This window comes from Cupriavidus necator, assembly GCF_016127575.1.
Taxonomy (GTDB): Bacteria; Pseudomonadota; Gammaproteobacteria; order Burkholderiales; family Burkholderiaceae; genus Cupriavidus; species Cupriavidus necator_D.
In genome coordinates this window covers 228,194-245,089 of record NZ_CP066018.1, presented here as the reverse complement: position 1 = coordinate 245,089, position 16,896 = coordinate 228,194, and the positions used below count along the sequence as shown (strand labels likewise).

General features: G+C 69.9%; 14 protein-coding genes. 10 read left to right on the top strand and 4 right to left on the bottom strand.

What is annotated here, in order from left to right:
- The first annotated feature begins 168 nt into the window (after positions 1 to 168).
- Complete coding sequence (locus I6H87_RS01160) at positions 169 to 879, top strand: peptidoglycan DD-metalloendopeptidase family protein (RefSeq protein WP_010809014.1); 711 nt, start codon at positions 169 to 171, stop codon at positions 877 to 879.
- Between the two features lie 25 nt (positions 880 to 904).
- Here the strand turns inward: I6H87_RS01160 and recJ are convergent, their stop codons facing one another.
- Together recJ and I6H87_RS01150 are read right to left on the bottom strand one after the other, a co-directional pair.
- Entirely contained in the window at positions 905 to 2,602 is a 1,698-nt protein-coding gene (gene recJ, locus I6H87_RS01155; protein ID WP_010809013.1) for a single-stranded-DNA-specific exonuclease RecJ, read from the bottom strand.
- Positions 2,603 to 2,653: 51 nt separating this feature from the next.
- Entirely contained in the window at positions 2,654 to 3,763 is a 1,110-nt protein-coding gene (locus I6H87_RS01150; RefSeq protein ID WP_011614914.1) for a hypothetical protein, read from the bottom strand.
- Between the two features lie 136 nt (positions 3,764 to 3,899).
- Here I6H87_RS01150 and I6H87_RS01145 point away from each other — a divergent pair, with 136 nt between their 5' ends.
- From I6H87_RS01145 to I6H87_RS01130, 4 genes are all read left to right on the top strand, one after another.
- Positions 3,900 to 5,150, top strand: coding sequence for a lipoprotein-releasing ABC transporter permease subunit (locus tag I6H87_RS01145; RefSeq protein ID WP_010809011.1), 1,251 nt, complete (start codon positions 3,900 to 3,902; stop codon positions 5,148 to 5,150).
- Complete coding sequence (gene lolD, locus I6H87_RS01140) at positions 5,143 to 5,883, top strand: lipoprotein-releasing ABC transporter ATP-binding protein LolD (RefSeq protein WP_011614915.1); 741 nt, start codon at positions 5,143 to 5,145, stop codon at positions 5,881 to 5,883. The genes I6H87_RS01145 and lolD overlap by 8 nt, the downstream gene beginning before the upstream one ends.
- A gap of 12 nt (positions 5,884 to 5,895) precedes the next feature.
- Positions 5,896 to 6,735 (top strand): TatD family hydrolase, encoded by an 840-nt coding sequence (locus I6H87_RS01135; protein WP_010809009.1) that lies wholly within the window; start codon positions 5,896 to 5,898, stop codon positions 6,733 to 6,735.
- A gap of 175 nt (positions 6,736 to 6,910) precedes the next feature.
- Positions 6,911 to 9,325: a DNA internalization-related competence protein ComEC/Rec2 gene (locus I6H87_RS01130; protein WP_011614916.1), complete on the top strand. Its 2,415-nt coding sequence runs from the start codon at positions 6,911 to 6,913 to the stop codon at positions 9,323 to 9,325.
- Positions 9,326 to 9,327: 2 nt separating this feature from the next.
- On the opposite strand, the gene I6H87_RS01125 is transcribed toward I6H87_RS01130, so the two are convergent.
- Together I6H87_RS01125 and I6H87_RS01120 are read right to left on the bottom strand one after the other, a co-directional pair.
- A complete protein-coding gene (locus I6H87_RS01125; RefSeq protein WP_011614917.1) occupies positions 9,328 to 10,275 on the bottom strand; it encodes a MurR/RpiR family transcriptional regulator in 948 nt (315 codons plus the stop codon).
- 43 nt (positions 10,276 to 10,318) lie between these two features.
- Positions 10,319 to 10,531, bottom strand: coding sequence for a hypothetical protein (locus I6H87_RS01120; RefSeq protein WP_136227752.1), 213 nt, complete (start codon positions 10,529 to 10,531; stop codon positions 10,319 to 10,321).
- Here I6H87_RS01120 and edd point away from each other — a divergent pair.
- From edd to I6H87_RS01095, 5 genes are all read left to right on the top strand, one after another.
- The gene (edd, locus tag I6H87_RS01115; RefSeq protein ID WP_011614918.1) at positions 10,530 to 12,425 is read left to right on the top strand and encodes a phosphogluconate dehydratase; all 1,896 of its coding nucleotides are present in this window, start codon (positions 10,530 to 10,532) and stop codon (positions 12,423 to 12,425) included. The two genes, I6H87_RS01120 and edd, sit on opposite strands and share 2 nt — an antisense overlap.
- Positions 12,426 to 12,575: 150 nt before the next feature.
- Positions 12,576 to 13,082 (top strand): gluconokinase, encoded by a 507-nt coding sequence (locus tag I6H87_RS01110; protein ID WP_037024362.1) that lies wholly within the window; start codon positions 12,576 to 12,578, stop codon positions 13,080 to 13,082.
- 334 nt (positions 13,083 to 13,416) lie between these two features.
- Entirely contained in the window at positions 13,417 to 14,892 is a 1,476-nt protein-coding gene (locus I6H87_RS01105) for a circularly permuted type 2 ATP-grasp protein (RefSeq protein ID WP_010809004.1), read from the top strand.
- 67 nt (positions 14,893 to 14,959) lie between these two features.
- Positions 14,960 to 15,913, top strand: coding sequence for an alpha-E domain-containing protein (locus I6H87_RS01100; RefSeq protein WP_010809003.1), 954 nt, complete (start codon positions 14,960 to 14,962; stop codon positions 15,911 to 15,913).
- Positions 15,914 to 15,960: 47 nt separating this feature from the next.
- Positions 15,961 to 16,800 (top strand): transglutaminase family protein, encoded by an 840-nt coding sequence (locus tag I6H87_RS01095; RefSeq protein WP_193385847.1) that lies wholly within the window; start codon positions 15,961 to 15,963, stop codon positions 16,798 to 16,800.
- Positions 16,801 to 16,896 lie beyond the last annotated feature (96 nt).

Below are 16,896 nucleotides of genomic sequence, written 5' to 3'. Positions count from 1 at the left end.
CTCGAATTATAGCGGATCGGCGCGGCAACCCGGGGCTTCCGGACCGCCTCGGCGGGCCGCGGACCGAACGGATTGGCCGCGGCGCGGTCTATCCGCCGGTGCCGGGCGTCGCACGCGGCGATAATACGGGTCGCAAGCCGCCCCCGGCACGACAAAGAACAGGGACGAATGACGCAAACCAGACATGACATCGAACCAGGCCGGCGCCGCGCGCTGGGCCTGCTGCTGGCCGCCGCGGCCGCGGTCGCGGCCGGCTGCGGCACCACGGGCGGTCCCGTGCCGGACGGCTACTACCGCGTCGAGCGCGGCGACACGCTGTATTCGATCGCGCGCAAGCACCGCCGCAGCGTACGCGACCTGACCCGCTGGAACAGCGACATCACCAGCCCCAGCCAGATCGAGGTGGGCCAGCTGATCCGCGTGCGGCCGCCGGGTGGTGCCTCAGGCAGTGCTTCGGCCGGCCAGGCCGTGACCGATACCCCGCGTGTCGACAGCGGCCCGGCCTCCCGGCCGCCCGCCAGCAGCATCCGCCTGCAATGGCCGGCCGACGGGCGCGTCACCGCCGGCTTCGCGCCGCCGGCCAGCAAGGGCCTGAGCATCGCTGTGCCGGCCAACGGCGCGGTGCGCGCCGCCGCCGCCGGGCGCGCCATCCACGTCGGCAACCTGCGCGGCTACGGCATGCTGGTGATCGTCAAGCACAGCGACGACTGGCTGACCGTCTACGGCAACCTGGACCAGCCGCTGGTCACGGAAGGCGCCCAGGTCTCGGCAGGGCAGGACGTGGGCCGCATGGGCGCGAGCCCGAGCGAGCTGCACTTCGAGGTGCGCGGCAACGGCAAGCCAGTGGATCCCGCTGCCTACCTGCCGTCGCGGGGCTGAACGGGGGGGAGCCCCCGGGAGCACGCTACTGCGCGTGTTCGATCACCAGCTGCACGCGGGTGACGCCGTTGAAGGTGTTGTTGTCGAGCCGGTAGGCCACCTGTGCGCTGGCGCCGAGCGAGTCGGCATGGTTGAACCAGATCGCGTCGAGGCGCTGGCTGCCGCGCCCGAGCTGCAGCTTCAGGTGCTTGCCCTTGAGCACGCTCTGGCGCAGCACGTCGAACTCGCCGCAGAAGGTCGGCGCTGGGAAGCCCTGGCCCCATACCTGCTGCTCCAGCAGGGTGACGAATTCCGGGCTGAAGCACTGGTCCTCGATATCGCCATCGGTCTCGATCACGCGCGCCAGCTGGTCGTCGGTCAGCCATTCGCGGCCGACCGCCTCGAAGGCCTCCTGGAACTCGGCAAAACGCTCGGCGCGCACGGTCAGCCCGGCCGCCATGGCGTGGCCGCCGAACTTGAGCAGCATGCCGGGATGGCGCTTGGACACCAGGTCAAGCGCATCGCGCAGGTGGAAGCCGGGGATCGAGCGGCCCGAGCCCTTGACGGTGGTCTCGTCGCCCGGGGCGAAGGTGATGGTGGGGCGGTGGAACTTGTCTTTCAGACGCGACGCCACGATGCCGATCACGCCCTGGTGCCAGGTGTCGTTGAACACGCTGACGGTGAAGCGCGCTGAGGGGTCCGGGCCGGCCAGCGGCTGCTCCAGGATCTGCAGCGCCTCCTGCTGCATGCCGGCCTCGATGTCGCGCCGCTCGCGGTTCATGCTGTCCAGCTCCTGCGCGATCTCCCATGCGCGGTTGGCATCTTCCGTCAGCAGGCATTCAATGCCCAGCGACATGTCCGCCAGCCGGCCGGCCGCGTTCAGGCGCGGACCCAGCCCGAAACCCAGGTCGAAGGTATTGGCGCGCGCCGCCTCGCGCCCGGCGGCGCGGAACAGCGCCGCCACGCCCGGCTGCATCCGTCCTGCGCGCATGCGGCGCAGGCCCTGTGCCACCAGGATGCGGTTGTTGGTATCCAGCTTGACCACGTCGGCCACCGTGCCCAGCGCCACCAGGTCCAGCAGCGTCTGCAGCGGCGGCTGCGTGGCCTGGGTATAGACGCCGCGCTGGCGCAGTTCGGCGCGCAGCGCCAGCAGCACGTAGAACATCACGCCCACGCCCGCCAGGTTCTTGCTGGGGAATTCGCAGCCCGGCTGGTTCGGGTTGACGATCACCGCGGCCTGCGGCAGCTCCGACCCCGGCAGGTGGTGGTCGGTCACCACCACGTCGATGCCCAGCGCATTGGCCGCAGCCACCCCGTCGACGCTGGCGATGCCGTTGTCGACCGTGACGATCACGTCCGGCTGCTGCCTGGCCGCCAGCGCCACGATCTCCGGGGTCAGGCCGTAGCCGTACTCGAAGCGGTTCGGCACGATGTATTCCACCCGCGCGCCCAGCATGCGCAGCCCGCGCACGCCCACCGCGCAGGCGGTGGCGCCGTCGCAGTCATAGTCGGCCACGATCAGCAGGCGCTTGCCGGCGGCGATGGCGTCGGCCAGGTAGGCTGCGGCGTGGCCGATGCCCTTCATGGCCGCGGGCGGCACCAGTTCGGGCAGGTCGGTGGCCAGCTCGGCCGCGCGCGCCACGCCGCGCGCGGCCAGGATGCGCGCCAGCGTGGGGTGCAGGCCGGCGGCCGCCAGCGAGCTGGCGTGTTCGGGAGAGTATTGGCGGATGGCGATCCGGGTCATGGGCGGGGCGGCAGGTGATGTTTCAGTAGGGGCGGCGCGTGTCAGGCGGCTTTATGCGGCATAGGCGAGGTCGGACAGCAGTGCGCGCCAGTCGCCGCGCTGGCCCATTCCGCGCCAGAACTTGCGCAGGTCGGCACGGCGCACGGTGAACTCGGCAAAGTGATTCTCGCCGGCCAGCACCAGCGTGATGGCGCCGACCTGGCCGGCCACCAGTGCTTCCAGTGCCGGCGCGAACCAGTCGGCATCCAGCGCATGCATGCAGTCCAGCCACAGGCCCCAGTCTTCGGCGATATGCGCTTCGGTGGCGCTGTCGAGCATGGCCAGCACCGTGCCCTGCACCGCGCTGGCGCCAGCCAGGCCGGCCGGCACCGGCAGCACGCGGCTGCCCGCGGCCAGGGCCAGCCCGCTCAGGAAGGGATCGTTGCTCAGCACCGTATCGGCCAGCCGCGGCACCGGCTGCAGCGCGCCGCCGCCGTACAGCCAGACCGAATTGACCGGCGCCTCGCCGGCGGCCTCGCGGGCCTGGTTGACGCGGTGGTCGTACCAGGTCATCTGGATCTCGTTCTGCAGGCGGCGCCAGTCGCGGGCGCGTTTGCCGGCCTGCATCCAGATATCGATATTGCGGCCCGCCGCGCGCAGCGGCGTGGTCGCCTCCAGCGGGCCGAATACGGCTTCGGGCAGGTACCAGCGCTGCGGGCAGGGTGATTCCAGCGCGATGCCCGATTCCAGCAGCAGTTCGTCGATGGCGGCGCGCAGGGCCGCGGCTTCCTGCGGCCGGATGCCCAGCTGGGCGGGCGGCATCAGCACCAGGTGATCGCGCGCGGCGTGGATGTGCACCGGCTGCAGGCAGGTCCAGGACTGGCCATCGGGGGTGGCGGGGACGGCGCCGCCACTGTCGGCCAGCCGCATATAGGGCGCCAGCGGCACCCGGACCGGGTCCAACCCCGCCTTGCCGGCCAGCCAGCGCTCCTGCGGCAGGCTGCGCAGGAAGGGGTCGTCATGCCGCTCGCGCGGGCCGGGCTCGGCCCGGGTCAGCAACTTTCCGAGCGCGGGCAGCTCCAACTGCCGCAGCAGCGCGCCGGGGACGACATCGTCCCGGCCGTCGTCGCCGGCGCCCGGCGGGACGGAAAAGGGCACAATCAGGGTCAGGTGCGTCATCATGGTGGCGAGATTGTAAACTCCCGGCTGGCCGGCGCCAGTCTTGCGAGAGGCAGGCGGCGCACCCGATGGCCCGCATGCGTGCCGCCGGCGCCCCTCCACCGGGCACCGGCGCTTTCCCGAAACAACAGGAATCCTCTTGAACTTTCCCTACGAGTGGCAGATCGGCTGGCGATACACCCGCGCAAGCAAGCGCGCCAGCCGCAACACCTTCATTTCGTTCATCTCGATGATCTCGATGTTCGGGATCGCCCTTGGCGTGGCCGCGCTGATCGTGGTGCTGTCGGTGATGAACGGCTTCCAGAAGGAAGTGCGCGACCGCATGCTGTCGGTGCTGGCGCATATCGAAGTGATCGGCCCGTCGGCGCTGCCGGACTGGCAGAAGACCGCGGCCGAGGCCTTGCAGAACAAGGAAGTGACCGGCGCCGCGCCCTATGTCGCGGCCCAGGCCATGCTGACCCGCGACGACGCCGTGCGCGGCGTGCTGCTGCGCGGCGTGGAGCCGTCGCAGGAGCCCAAGGTCTCCGACATCGGCAGCCAGTTCCGGGCCGGCAGCATGACGGCGCTGGAGCCAGGCGGCTTCGGCATCGCGCTGGGCAACGAGCTGGCCAACGCCATGGGCGTGCAGGTCGGCGACAAGGTCACGCTGGTGGCGCCGCAGGGCACCATCACGCCGGCGGGCGTGCTGCCGCGGCTCAAGCAGTTCACCGTGGTGGGCGTGTTCTCGTCCGGGCACTTCGAGTTCGACAGCGCGCTGGCGCTGGTCAACATGCATGACGCCGAGACCCTGTTCCGCCTGAGCGGCCCCACCGGCGTGCGCCTGAAGCTGCAGGACATGCAGCGCGCGCCGCAGGTGGCCAACGAGCTGGCCGGCACCATGTCGGGCGAGCTCTACCTGCGCGACTGGTCCAAGCAGAACCGCAACTGGTTTGCCGCGGTGCAGACCGAGAAGCGCATGATGTTCATCATCCTGACGCTGATCATCGCGGTGGCCGCGTTCAATCTGGTGTCGACCCTGGTGATGACCGTCACCGACAAGCAGGCCGATATCGCCATCCTGCGCACCATGGGCGCGCAGCCGGGCTCGATCATGAAGATCTTTATCGTGCAGGGCGTGGCCATCGGCTTTATCGGCACCGTCCTGGGCGTGGCCGGCGGCACGCTGATCGCCACCAATATCGACGTGATCGTGCCTTTCATCGAGCGGCTGCTGCACGTGCAGTTCCTGCCGCGCGACATCTATTTCATCAGCGAACTGCCTTCGGATCCCCGCGTGAACGACATCGCCACCATCGGCATCATCTCCTTCGTGCTGGCCACGCTGGCCACGCTCTATCCCAGCTGGCGTGCCGCCCGCGTCAACCCGGCGGAGGCGCTGCGCTATGAGTGAAGCCGTGTTGCATGCCGAGACCCCCACGCCCGCCGCGGACCAGCCGCGCACCGGCTCGCCGGTGCTGGTGGCCGAGGGCCTGACCAAGCGTTTCCGCCAGGGCGAACTCGACGTGGACGTGCTGCGCGGCGTCGATGTGCGCGTCGATGCCGGCGAGAAAGTTGCCATCGTCGGCGCCTCGGGCTCGGGCAAGAGCACGCTGCTGCATGTGCTGGGCGGGCTGGATGAGCCCGACTCCGGCCGCGTCGCGCTGCTCGGCAAGCCCTTCACGGCGCTGCGCGAGCGCGAGCGCAACGTGGTGCGCAACCGCCAGCTGGGCTTCGTCTACCAGTTCCACCACCTGCTGCCGGAATTCACCGCGCTGGACAACGTGGCCATGCCGATGCGCATCCGCGGCCTGACCCAGCATGACGCGCGCGGCGTGGCGCAGGCCATGCTGGAGCGCGTGGGCCTGGGCGGGCGCGCGAAGCACCGCCCGGGCGAGCTGTCCGGCGGCGAGCGCCAGCGCGTGGCGATCGCGCGCGCGCTGGTGGGGCAGCCGGCCTGCGTGCTGGCCGACGAACCCACCGGCAACCTCGACGACCACACCGCCGGCGGCGTCTATGACCTGATGCTGGAACTGTCGCGCACGCTCGGCACCAGCTTCATCATCGTCACCCATGACCTGGACCTGGCCGGACGCTGCGATCGCGTGCTGCGGCTGCGCGACGGGCACCTGCACCAGGAACGCTGAGCGGGCCGGCCCATGTGGATCGACACCCACTGCCACCTCGACGCCAGCGAGTTCGACGCTGACCGCCAGCAGGTGGCCGACGCGGCCGAGGCCGCCGGCGTGCGCGGCATCGTGGTGCCGGCGGTGGCAGCGTGGAACTTCGAGGCCGTGCGCGCGCTGGCGCGCCACGATGTGCGCTGCGTCTATGCACTCGGCATCCATCCGCTGTGCTCGCCCGGCGCCGGCCAGGCCGACCTTGACACGCTGCGGCGCGAGGTGGCGGCGAGCATGGGCGACCCGCGCTTTGTCGGCATCGGCGAGATCGGGCTCGACTTCTTCGTCGCGGGGCTGGATGCTGAGCACCAGACCTGGCTCTACGCGGAGCAACTGAAGATTGCGCGCGAATTTGACCTGCCGGTGCTGCTGCATGTGCGCAAGTCGCAGGACCAGGTTGGCGCGCAACTGCGCAAGCTGGGCGTGAAGCGCGGCATTGCCCACGCCTTCAACGGCAGCAATGAACAGGCGCGGCGCTTTGTCGAGCAGGGCCTGAAGCTCGGCTTCGGCGGCAACGTCACTTTCAGCCGTGCGCGGCAGATCCGCCGGCTGGCGACGGAGCTGCCGCTGGAGGCGCTGGTGCTGGAAACCGACGCACCCGACATGGCGCCGGCGTGGCTGTCTGACGATCAGTTCGGCGAACAGCACAAGGCGCGCAACACGCCGGCGGAGGTGGCGGGCGTGGCGCGTGTGATGGCTGAATTGCGCGGCATCGATGCGATGACGCTGGCGCACGCGACATGGCGCAACGCCGTGGATGCGATGCCGCGGCTAGGAACCTTTGCCGAAAGCATGGCGCCACGACCGGGCCTGAGGTAGACAGGACTTCGCCGGTCAGACTTCGTCGATGCGCCCGCTCTCACCCCATCCGAATCACCGGCGTGCTGTACTGAATCCAGTCACACAACTTCACTTCCTCCTGACAGCCTGACAAGGTTCCAGCCCCACTGCGGCGGTACAACCGTCTCTGTGCAGAACACGCAGGAGAGTTGTGGTGCGCTGGTTCGTGGTGGCTTTCGTCGCGGGATGCTGGACGCTGCAGCAGCAGTCAATGCTGCCGCCGCAGGATGGCCTGCGCCTCGGTGCTGTGGCGCTGACATTGGTCGCTCTCGGCATCGCCTTGTGGGGCAGGCGCCTGCACGTCGTGCTGCATGGCCTGGCGCTTGCCGGGCTGGCGTTCGGCGCCGCCTTCTGCTGGGCGGCCTGGCGGGCCGAACTGCGCATGCGCGACTGGCTGCCGGCCACGCTGGAGGCGCGCGACCTCGACGTGCGCGGCGTGGTGTCGGGGCTGCCGGCGGATGCCGCCACCGGGACGCGTTTTGCCTTGACTGTGGAGCAGGGTGATGCGGGCCAGCCTCTGCCGCGCCGCGTGATCCTCAACTGGCGTGGCGCACCGCCCGACCTGCGTCCCGGGCAGCGCCTCACGCTGACCCTGCGCCTGCGGCGTCCGCGCGGACTCGCCAATCCTTTTGGTTCTGACTACGCCTATTGGCTGCTGGCGCAGGGCTATGGCGCCACCGGCTATGTGCGCCGCGCACAAGGGCCGCCGCAGGACGCGTCCGCGGAGCGGCTGGCATGGCGCATTGAGGCCGTGCGCGCCGCCGTGCGCGATCACCTGCGCGCGGCGCTGCCGGCCGATGCGCGCTTTGGCGCGGTGCTGACCGCGCTGGTCATTGGCGACCAGCGCGGTATCGATGCGGACGACTGGCAACTGTTCCGGCGCACCGGCGTCAGCCACCTGGTCGCGATCTCCGGGCTGCATATCACCATGATCGCCGGCATGGCGGCGTCGCTTGCCGGGCTGTTGTGGCGGCATTCGTTCGGACTCGGCCGCTGGCTGCGCCGGCCGTTGCCGCTGTGGCTGCCGGCCCGGCAGGCCGCGCTGGTGGCGGCCGTGGCCAGTGCGCTGGCTTACGGCCTGCTGGCCGGCATGCAGGTCCCGGCGCTGCGCACCGTGGCCATGCTCTGCGTGGCGGCCATTGCGGTATGGAGTGCGCGTGCGCCGCCCGCCTCGGTGGTGCTGGCGTGGGCGGCGCTGGCGGCATTGCTGCTGGATCCGTGGGCGGTGATGTTGCCCGGCTTCTGGCTGTCCTTCGGCGCGGTGGCCGTGATCTTCTTCGCGGCCCGGCCCGGCCGGGATGCTTCGACGGAAGGGCGTTGGCAACGCCTGCGGTCCGTGCTCGCCGCCGGGGCGCGCACGCAGTGGGCCGTGACCATCGGGCTGGTGCCGCTGACGTTGCTGCTGTTCGGCCAGGTATCGGTGGTGTCGCCGTTGGCCAATGCGGTGGCGATCCCGGTCGTCAGCCTGCTGGTGACGCCGCTGGCTTTGCTCGGCGCCGCCTTGCCGATGGCGCTGGCCGGGCCGGTGCTGGCGGTGGCCCACCTGGCTATGGTGGCGCTGGCCGCGGTGCTGGGCTGGCTTTCGGCGCTGCCATGGGCGATGTGGGAAGCGGCCAGCGCGGGGCCGTTGGCGCTGGTGCTGGCGGCGCTCGGTGTCGGGCTGCTGGTCGCGCCGGTCGCCACCGCGCGCGCGCGCCTGCACGGCGGGCTGCTGATGTTGCCGATGCTGCTGGCGCGCGGCCCGCCGGTTGCGCATGGCGAGTTCCGCGCGGTGATGCTGGACGTGGGGCAGGGCACGGCGGTGCTGGTGCGAACGCGCGCCCATGCGCTGCTGTATGACACCGGGCCGTCTTATGCGTCGGGATCCAGCGCCGGTGCGCAGGTGGTGGTGCCATTGCTGCGGGGCGAGGGGGTTGGCCGGATCGACCACCTGATGGTCAGCCATGAAGACACCGACCATGCCGGCGGCGTGGCGGACATCACGGCGGCGGTGGCCGTGTCCGCGCGCAGCACCGGAGCGCCTGCCGGTCACGTTCTGCTTGGGTCGGCGGCCAATGACTGGTCGCCATGCGCGGCGGGCCAGCAATGGGAGTGGGACGGCGTGCGCTTTACCGTGCTGCATCCGCTCGCGGAGCAGGCGCAGCAGGCAGCCATTGCCAGCAATGCGCGCAGCTGCGTGCTGCGCGTGGATGCGGCGGCGCACAGCCTGCTGCTGACCGGAGACATCGGCGTGGCGCAGGAGCGTGCGTTGATCGACAGGTTGCCGGCCGAGGTGCTGCGTGCCGACGTGCTGGTGGTGGCCCACCATGGCAGCGGCACCTCATCCGGTGCAGCCTGGCTGGAGGCAGTGCGCCCGTCGGCGGCGGTGTTCCAGCTGGGTTATGCCAACCGCTATCGCCACCCGAGCGGCGAGGTGTGGGAGCGCTACGGCCGCGCGGGCGTCCTGCGCTACCGGACCGATGAAACCGGCGCGGTGACCATGGACACTGCGCCCGGGGGCTTTGCGTTGTCGGTGTTCCGGCAGGCGCAGCCGCGCTACTGGCGGGCGCGACCGCCGGCGCCGCGTTAGCGTCAACTGGCCTTGCGGCGACGCGTGCGGGTGGCGGGCAGCGCGGGCGTGGCTGGCTCGGCTGCGGCGGGCCTGGCGCGGTTTCGTGCCGGCGGTACTGGCCGGGCCGGCTCCGCACCGGCAATGCGTCGTTCGCGCAGATGCGCCTTGGCGCGCTGCAGGCGGGGGGCGACGGTGTCGGCGCGCGCAAGCGCCACGCCGGCGGCCAGGACGTCGCCCAGCACCAGGTGGCTGATGCGCGAGGTCATCGGCGTGTAGACCTCGCTGTCTTCCTCGACGTCGGAAAACACGCAGACGTCAGCCAGCCGCGCCAGCGGCGAGCCGCTGTGCGTGATTGCCAGCACGCTGGCGCCGCTGCTGCGCGCCAGCGTGGCAGCGGTCAGCATGTCCCAGGTGCGGCCGCTGTTGGAGACCAGCACGGCCACGTCGCCACGGGCGAGCAGCGCGGCCGACATGCTGAACACGTGCGGGTCGGAATACGCAACCGTCGGCATGCCCAGGCGGAAGAACTTGTGCTGGATATCCAGCGCGACGATGCCGGAGTTGCCGCAGCCGTAGAACTCGATGCGGCGCGCGCCGGCGAGCAGCTGGATGCCATGCTCGATCTGGTCGGCCGACAGCGCATTGCGCACGCTCATCAGCGTGGCAATGGTGCGGTCGAAGACCTTGCCGGCGATGTCCGCGGGGCGGTCGTCGGCCGCGACGTCCTGGTGCACGAAGGGCGTGCCGCCGCCAACGTTCTGCGCGAACTGCAGCTTGAATTCGCGGAAGCCGTCGTAGCCCAGCGCCGCGCAGAAGCGCGCGATGGTGGGCTGCGACACGCCGGCGCGCTCGGCCAGCTCGGGCATCGACAGCCGGATCACGGCGGCGCCATGCCGGGCGACATAGTCGGCCAGGCGGCGTTCAGAAGGGCGGAGCGTGTCGTAGACGGCTAGGATTCGGTCGCGCATGGCGGCGGGAGGCAGTGTCGGGGGTTGCGGATATGTAGAGATTCTACATCGGATGGCGCCGCATCTTGCCCGAAATGGTGCGTCGCCCGCCCTCGGGGTTTGCCCTGATTCCGGGAATTTCTGCGCAATTGTGATGCATGAGCGGGTCGACGGCGTGCTCGCGCTCGGTATAATGGCGGCGATCTGTAGAAAATCTACATGCGATGGCGCGGCATTGCCGCGCCGCCACCAAGCCCACAAGGAACGTCTCCGCCATGCCTTCTGCCGTCCATGCCGAGCTTCTTGCCGTCACCGAGCGCATCGTCGCGCGCAGCCGCGCCAGCCGCGCCGCCTACCTTGCCCGCTGCGAGCGCGCGCAGGCTGAACTGGGGCCGCTGCGCGGCATGTCCTGCGCCAACCTGGCGCACGGCTTTGCCGCATTGCCGGCCAACGACAAGCTGAAGCTGCGCGTCGACCATGCCCCCAACCTGGGCATCGTCACCGCGTACAACGACATGCTGTCGGCGCACCAGCCGTACGAGCGCTACCCCGCCGTGATCCGCGAGGCCGCGCGCGCGGTGGGCGCGGTGGCGCAGGTGGCGGGCGGCGTGCCGGCGATGTGCGACGGCATCACGCAGGGCAACCCGGGCATGGAGCTGTCGCTGTTCTCGCGCGATGCGATTGCGATGGGCACCGCGGTGGCGCTGTCGCACAACACCTTTGATGCGGCGCTGATGCTGGGCGTGTGCGACAAGATCGTGCCCGGCCTGCTGATGGGCGCGCTGCAGTTCGGCCACCTGCCGATGGTGTTCGTGCCGGCGGGCCCGATGGCCAGCGGGCTGCCCAACAAGGAGAAGGCGCGCGTGCGCCAGCTCTACGCCACCGGCCAGGTCGGGCGCGATGCGCTGCTCGAAGCCGAATGCCAGGCCTACCACGGCGCCGGCACCTGCACCTTCTACGGCACCGCCAACAGCAACCAGTTCCTGATGGAAATCATGGGCCTGCACCTGCCGGGCGCGGCCTTCGTGCACCCGGACAGCGGCCTGCGCGATGCGCTGACCGCGGCGGCCGCGCAACGCGCGATCGCCCTGCGCGCGCGCGGCGACGAATACCTGCCGCTGGCGCGCATCGTCGACGAGCGCGCCATTGCCAACGCCATGGTCGGCCTGCTGGCGACCGGCGGCTCCACCAACCACACCATCCACCTGGTGGCGATGGCGCGCGCCGCGGGCATCGTCATCGACTGGAACGATTTCGACCTGCTGTCGCGCATCACGCCGCTGCTGGCGCGCGTCTACCCGAATGGCTCGGCCGATGTGAACCACTTCCATGCCGCGGGCGGCGCCGGTTTCGTCATCCGCGAACTGCTGCAGGCCGGCCTGCTGCATGAGGACGTGCAGACCGTGGCCGGCCCCGGGCTGGCCCGCTATGCGCAGGAGCCGGTGATGGCCGACGGCGTGCTGCGCTGGCGCGACGGCGCGGCGCACAGCGGCGACGCGCAGGTGCTGGCGACGGTCGCGGAGCCTTTCTCGGCCGAGGGCGGGTTGCGGCTGATGCAGGGCAACCTGGGCCGCGGCGTGATCAAGGTCTCGGCGGTGGCGCCGGAGCACCGCGTGGTCGAAGCCCCGGTGCGGGTGTTCGATGCGCAGGAGGCGCTGCAGGCGGCCTTCGATGCGGGCGAGCTGACCGGCGACCTGGTCGCGGTGGTGCGTTTCCAGGGGCCGAACGCCAACGGCATGCCCGAGCTGCACCGCCTGACCCCGGTGCTGGGCGCGCTGCAGGACGCCGGCCACAAGGTGGCGCTGGTGACCGACGGCCGCATGTCCGGCGCGTCGGGCAAGGTGCCGGCGGTGATCCACGTTGGCCCCGAGGCGCTGGCCGGCGGCGCGCTCGCGCGCGTGCGCGACGGCGACCGCATCCGTGTCGATGCCGTTGCCGGCACGCTGCAGTGGCTGGGCGACGAACGTGAATTCGCGGCGCGCGAGCTGGCCGCGGCGCCGGACGACGATTTCGCGCAATTCAGCCTGGGGCGCGGCCTGTTCGGCCTGTTCCGGCGCCACGCGCGCATCGCGGAAGAGGGCGGCAGCGCACTTGACCTGTCCGAGGCGGATGTTGGGGCCGGCGCAGGCGGGCGCCAACGTACCGCAGCGGCGCAAACCGTCGCACAATAGCCAGGCCTGAGGCCGATTTTCCCCTGAAGTTCCCTGCGGGGCGGCAGCGCCCCCCCGACGTCTTTGCGCCGCCGCAAGGACGTCCAGCTGGACCGACAAGGACAGACAAGGATGGCGACACCATCCGATACCAAGACCGACGGAGCAGACATGATCTATATCCTGATGGGCGTTTCCGGCAGCGGCAAGACCACGGTCGGCCAGTTGCTGGCGCAGCGACTGGGCTGCGGCTTCCATGACGCCGATGCATTCCACAGCGACGCCAACAAGGCCAAGATGCACGCTGGCGTCCCGCTGACCGACGAAGACCGCTGGCCATGGCTGGCGGCCATGCGCGCCGCCATCGACGCGGCCCGGGCCGAAGGCCGCACCCATGTGTTCACCTGCTCGGCACTGCGCCAGGCCTACCGCGACCGGCTGACCCCGCCCGACGGCGGCGTGACCTTCGTCTTCATGAAGGGCGATGCATCGCTGATCGGCACGCGCCTGTCCGCGCGCACGGAACACTTCTTCAACCCCGACCTGCTGCAAAGCCAGTTCGATACGCTGGAAGAGCCCAGCGACGCGCTGGTGCTCGACATCCGCCAGTCGCCCGAGGCGCTGGTCGCCACCATCCTGCAGGCCACGGTGCCGCAGGGCGCCGGCGCGGCGCGCTGACCTGCTGACCTCGCCGACCGTTCCGGCCGGCCCCGTTCCCGTGCAGCCCGCAAGCGGCCGCCAGCCTGGCTGGCGGCCGTTTTTGCGTGCGCTGGCAGACATCTTGCTAGTTCACTTTCCGTGCCGGCCGGCACCCGCCAGCTTGCGGGTTTCGCCGGTACGGGTATGCTGAAAGGGCCAGTGACTCGACAGTATCGCCGTGAGCGTCCCGAACGGGCAGGCGCGGCGGGCTGGGGACGGGAAAGCCAGGGCAAAACCAGGGCAGCCGGTAGCGACCACGAAGTCGCAGTGAAGCGGTAGCACCGGAAGCCCGCGACATGGAGGAACGGCCATCATGGCGGGGCGGTATTTCGACGAGATGCTGGACTGGCGCACGGACGGGGCGCAATGGGTTATCCAGGCGGGGCAGGCGTTGCCTGAAGGCGCGGTGCGCCCGCATTACCGGCATTTCGCTGACTGGCTGGCGCGGCAGTCTGAAGGCACGATGGGCAACAAGCGCGCCGAGGCCGACCTGATCTTCCGGCGCGTGGGCATTACCTTTGCCGTCTACGGCGACAAGGATGAAGCCAACAGCGGCACCGAACGCACCATTCCGTTCGACGTGATCCCGCGCATCTTCCCGGCGAACGAATGGGCGCTGCTGGAAAAAGGGCTGCGCCAGCGCGTGGCCGCGCTCAACCGCTTTGTCCACGATATCTACCACGGCCAGGACATCATCCGCGCCGGCGTGATCCCGCCCGACCAGATCTACAACAACGCCCAGTACCGGCCCGAGATGCTCGGCGTCAACGTGCCGCACGACATCTATGCGCACGTGGCCGGCATCGACGTGGTGCGCGCCGGCGAGGGCGAGTTCTACGTGCTGGAAGACAACCTGCGCGTGCCCTCGGGCGTGTCGTACATGCTGGAAAACCGCAAGATGATGATGCGGTTGTTCCCGGACCTGTTCGCGCGCAACCGCGTGGCGCCGGTGGCCCACTATCCTGACCTGTTGCTCGACATGCTGCGCGGGGTGTCGCCGCAGGCCATTGCCGATCCCACCGTGGTGGTGCTGACGCCGGGCATGTACAACTCGGCCTACTTCGAGCATGCCTTCCTGGCGCAGCAGATGGGCGTGGAACTGGTCGAAGGCAGCGATCTCTTCGTCGAGGACGACCACCTGTTCATGCGCACCACGCAGGGCCCGCAGCGCGTCGACGTGATCTACCGCCGCGTCGACGACGACTTCCTCGACCCGCTGGTGTTCCGCCACGATTCCTCGCTGGGCGCGGCCGGCTTGCTGTCGGTCTACCGCGCCGGCAACGTGACCATCTGCAACGCCATCGGCACGGGCGTGGCCGACGACAAGTCGATCTATCCGTACGTGCCCGACATGATCCGCTTCTACCTGGGCGAAGAGGCCATCCTCAGCAACGTGCCGACCTATATGTGCCGGCGCCCGGACGACCTGCAGTACGTGCTGGACCATATGGAAGAACTGGTGGTCAAGGAGACCCACGGCGCCGGCGGCTACGGCATGCTGGTCGGCCCGGCCGCCACGCGGGCCGAGATCGATGCCTTCCGCGAAGTGGTGAAGGCGCGCCCGGAGCAGTACATCGCGCAGCCGACGCTGGCGCTGTCGACCTGCCCGACCTATGTGGAGTCGGGCATCGCGCCGCGCCATATCGACCTGCGCCCGTTCGTGCTGTCGGGCAAGGAGGTGCGCATGGTGCCTGGCGGGCTGACCCGCGTGGCGCTGCGCGAGGGCTCGCTGGTGGTGAATTCCTCGCAAGGGGGCGGCACCAAGGACACCTGGGTGCTGGAACGATGAACGCGAACCACATGATGACCGCCGCAACGACCGCCATGGCGACCGCCGCCACGCCAGGAGAGCCCACATGCTGAGCCGCACCGCCGACCACCTGTTCTGGATGGCCCGCTATACCGAGCGCGCGGAGAACACCGCGCGCATGCTCGACGTCAACTACCAGACCTCGCTCCTGCCGCAATCGGCCGAGGTGGCCGAGCAGGGCTGGTGGGCCATGCTCGATATCTCGGAGCTGACCGATGTCTTCGACCACAAGTACGGACTGCTGTCGCGCGACGATGTGATCGACTTCATGGTGCGCGACATGACCAACGCCTCGTCCATCATGAGCTGCCTGCGCGCGGCGCGCGAGAATGCGCGCGCGGTGCGCGGCTCGCTGACCACCGAGGTCTGGGAGACCGTCAACACCACCTGGCTGGAGGTGCAGCGCCTGATCGCCGACGGCGTGCTGAAGGAGGACCCGTCGGCGTTCTTCGAATGGGTCAAGTTCCGCTCGCACCTGGCGCGCGGGGTCCAGTTCGGCACCATGCTCAAGGACGATGCCTTCCACTTCATGCGGCTGGGCACGTTCCTGGAGCGCGCCGACAACACCGCGCGGATCCTCGACGTCAAGTTCCAGGCATCGGGCAGCGACGAGAGCGATGCCAACCGCGACCAGAACGATTTCTATCACTGGGCCGCGGTGCTGCGCTCGGTCTCGGGCTTCGAGGTCTACCGCAAGGTCTATCGCGCGGTCATTACGCCGCAGCGCGTGGCCGAGCTGCTGATCCTGCGGCCCGACATGCCGCGCTCGCTGGTGTCGAGCATGGACGAGGTGGTGGCCATCCTGCATACGGTGCGCAACCAGCAATCGGCGGAAACCGAGCGCCAGGCTGGTAAACTCCACGCCGACCTGAAGTACGCGCGCATCGACGATATTTTCGCGGTCGGCCTGCACGCGTACCTGACCAGCTTCCTGGAGCGCATCGGCGATCTCGGCAATGGCATCAGCCGGGACTTCCTCGTGCCGCTGCTGGCTGCCTGAAATGGGCCGCCGGCAGCCTCCATGTGCCGCCGCCGCGCCCTGATACCGTGAAATACAAGATCCACCACCATACTGTTTACCGCTACGCCGAGCCGGTGCGCCGCAGCGTGCACGAAGTGCGGCTCGAGCCGCGTTCGGGCCCGCTGCAGACGGTGCACCGCTGGCAACTGGTCGCGCCTGGCAATCCGTCGGCGGCGCGCGACGGATTCGGCAATATCGTGCACAACTTCACGGTGGCCGGACCGACCGGCACCATCTCGATCGAAGCCAGCGGCGAGGTGGAAGTGCTGCCGCCGCATGGCGACCTCGACCGGGACGGCCACCATGCGTTCTGCGACGCTCCGCCCCCCGGCGAGTCCCGGGTGTCGCCGCTGTACTTCCTCGGCAGCACGCCACTGACCTCGGCTCCGCCGGAGATGCAGGCGTTTGCCGCGCCGTTCCTGGCGGCCGGGCACGAGATTCCGGCGCTGCTGGCGTTGGCCCAGGGGATTGCGGAGCGGGTGCGCTACAAGCCCAACACCACTGACGTCGGCACCTCGGCGGCCGAGGCCTTCAGCCTGGGCAGCGGCGTGTGCCAGGACCAGGCGCAGGTGATGGTGGCGGCGTGCCGGGCGCTCGGTATCCCGGCACGCTATGTGAGCGGATACTTCTACGATCCGGCCGCGATCGAGATGGCCAGCCATGCCTGGGCCGACGTATGCCTGGACCCGGCGCGCGAGGTGTGGTGCAGCGTCGACATCACCCACGGCTGCCTGACCGACGAGCGTCATATACGCCTCGCGGTGGGGCGCGATTATGCGTCGGCTGCACCAGTCAGGGGCATCCTGGAAGGGGGTTCCGGCGAGACGCTTGAAGTTGATGTGAGCATCACGCCGCTTTTTACCTGATTAGGTGCCTGATTCCAGACAGGGCGCGGTGCCGCAATACGGGCGCTAGAATCCCGGGTATGCAGGCCATCGGCTGGCCACTTCCGGCCGCCGCAA

Bases quoted from the DNA above. Each gene is read 5' to 3' on its own strand.
- I6H87_RS01100 (WP_010809003.1), top strand. From the start codon at position 14,960: ATGCTGAGCCGCACCGCCGACCACCTGTTCTGGATGGCCCGCTATACC.
- recJ (WP_010809013.1), bottom strand. From the start codon at position 2,602: ATGACCCGGATCGCCATCCGCCAATACTCTCCCGAACACGCCAGCTCG.
- edd (WP_011614918.1), top strand. From the start codon at position 10,530: ATGCCTTCTGCCGTCCATGCCGAGCTTCTTGCCGTCACCGAGCGCATC.
- I6H87_RS01160 (WP_010809014.1), top strand. From the start codon at position 169: ATGACGCAAACCAGACATGACATCGAACCAGGCCGGCGCCGCGCGCTG.
- I6H87_RS01150 (WP_011614914.1), bottom strand. From the start codon at position 3,763: ATGATGACGCACCTGACCCTGATTGTGCCCTTTTCCGTCCCGCCGGGC.
- I6H87_RS01135 (WP_010809009.1), top strand. From the start codon at position 5,896: ATGTGGATCGACACCCACTGCCACCTCGACGCCAGCGAGTTCGACGCT.
- I6H87_RS01110 (WP_037024362.1), top strand. From the start codon at position 12,576: ATGATCTATATCCTGATGGGCGTTTCCGGCAGCGGCAAGACCACGGTC.
- I6H87_RS01125 (WP_011614917.1), bottom strand. From the start codon at position 10,275: ATGCGCGACCGAATCCTAGCCGTCTACGACACGCTCCGCCCTTCTGAA.
- I6H87_RS01105 (WP_010809004.1), top strand. From the start codon at position 13,417: ATGGCGGGGCGGTATTTCGACGAGATGCTGGACTGGCGCACGGACGGG.
- lolD (WP_011614915.1), top strand. From the start codon at position 5,143: ATGAGTGAAGCCGTGTTGCATGCCGAGACCCCCACGCCCGCCGCGGAC.
- I6H87_RS01120 (WP_136227752.1), bottom strand. From the start codon at position 10,531: ATGGCGGAGACGTTCCTTGTGGGCTTGGTGGCGGCGCGGCAATGCCGC.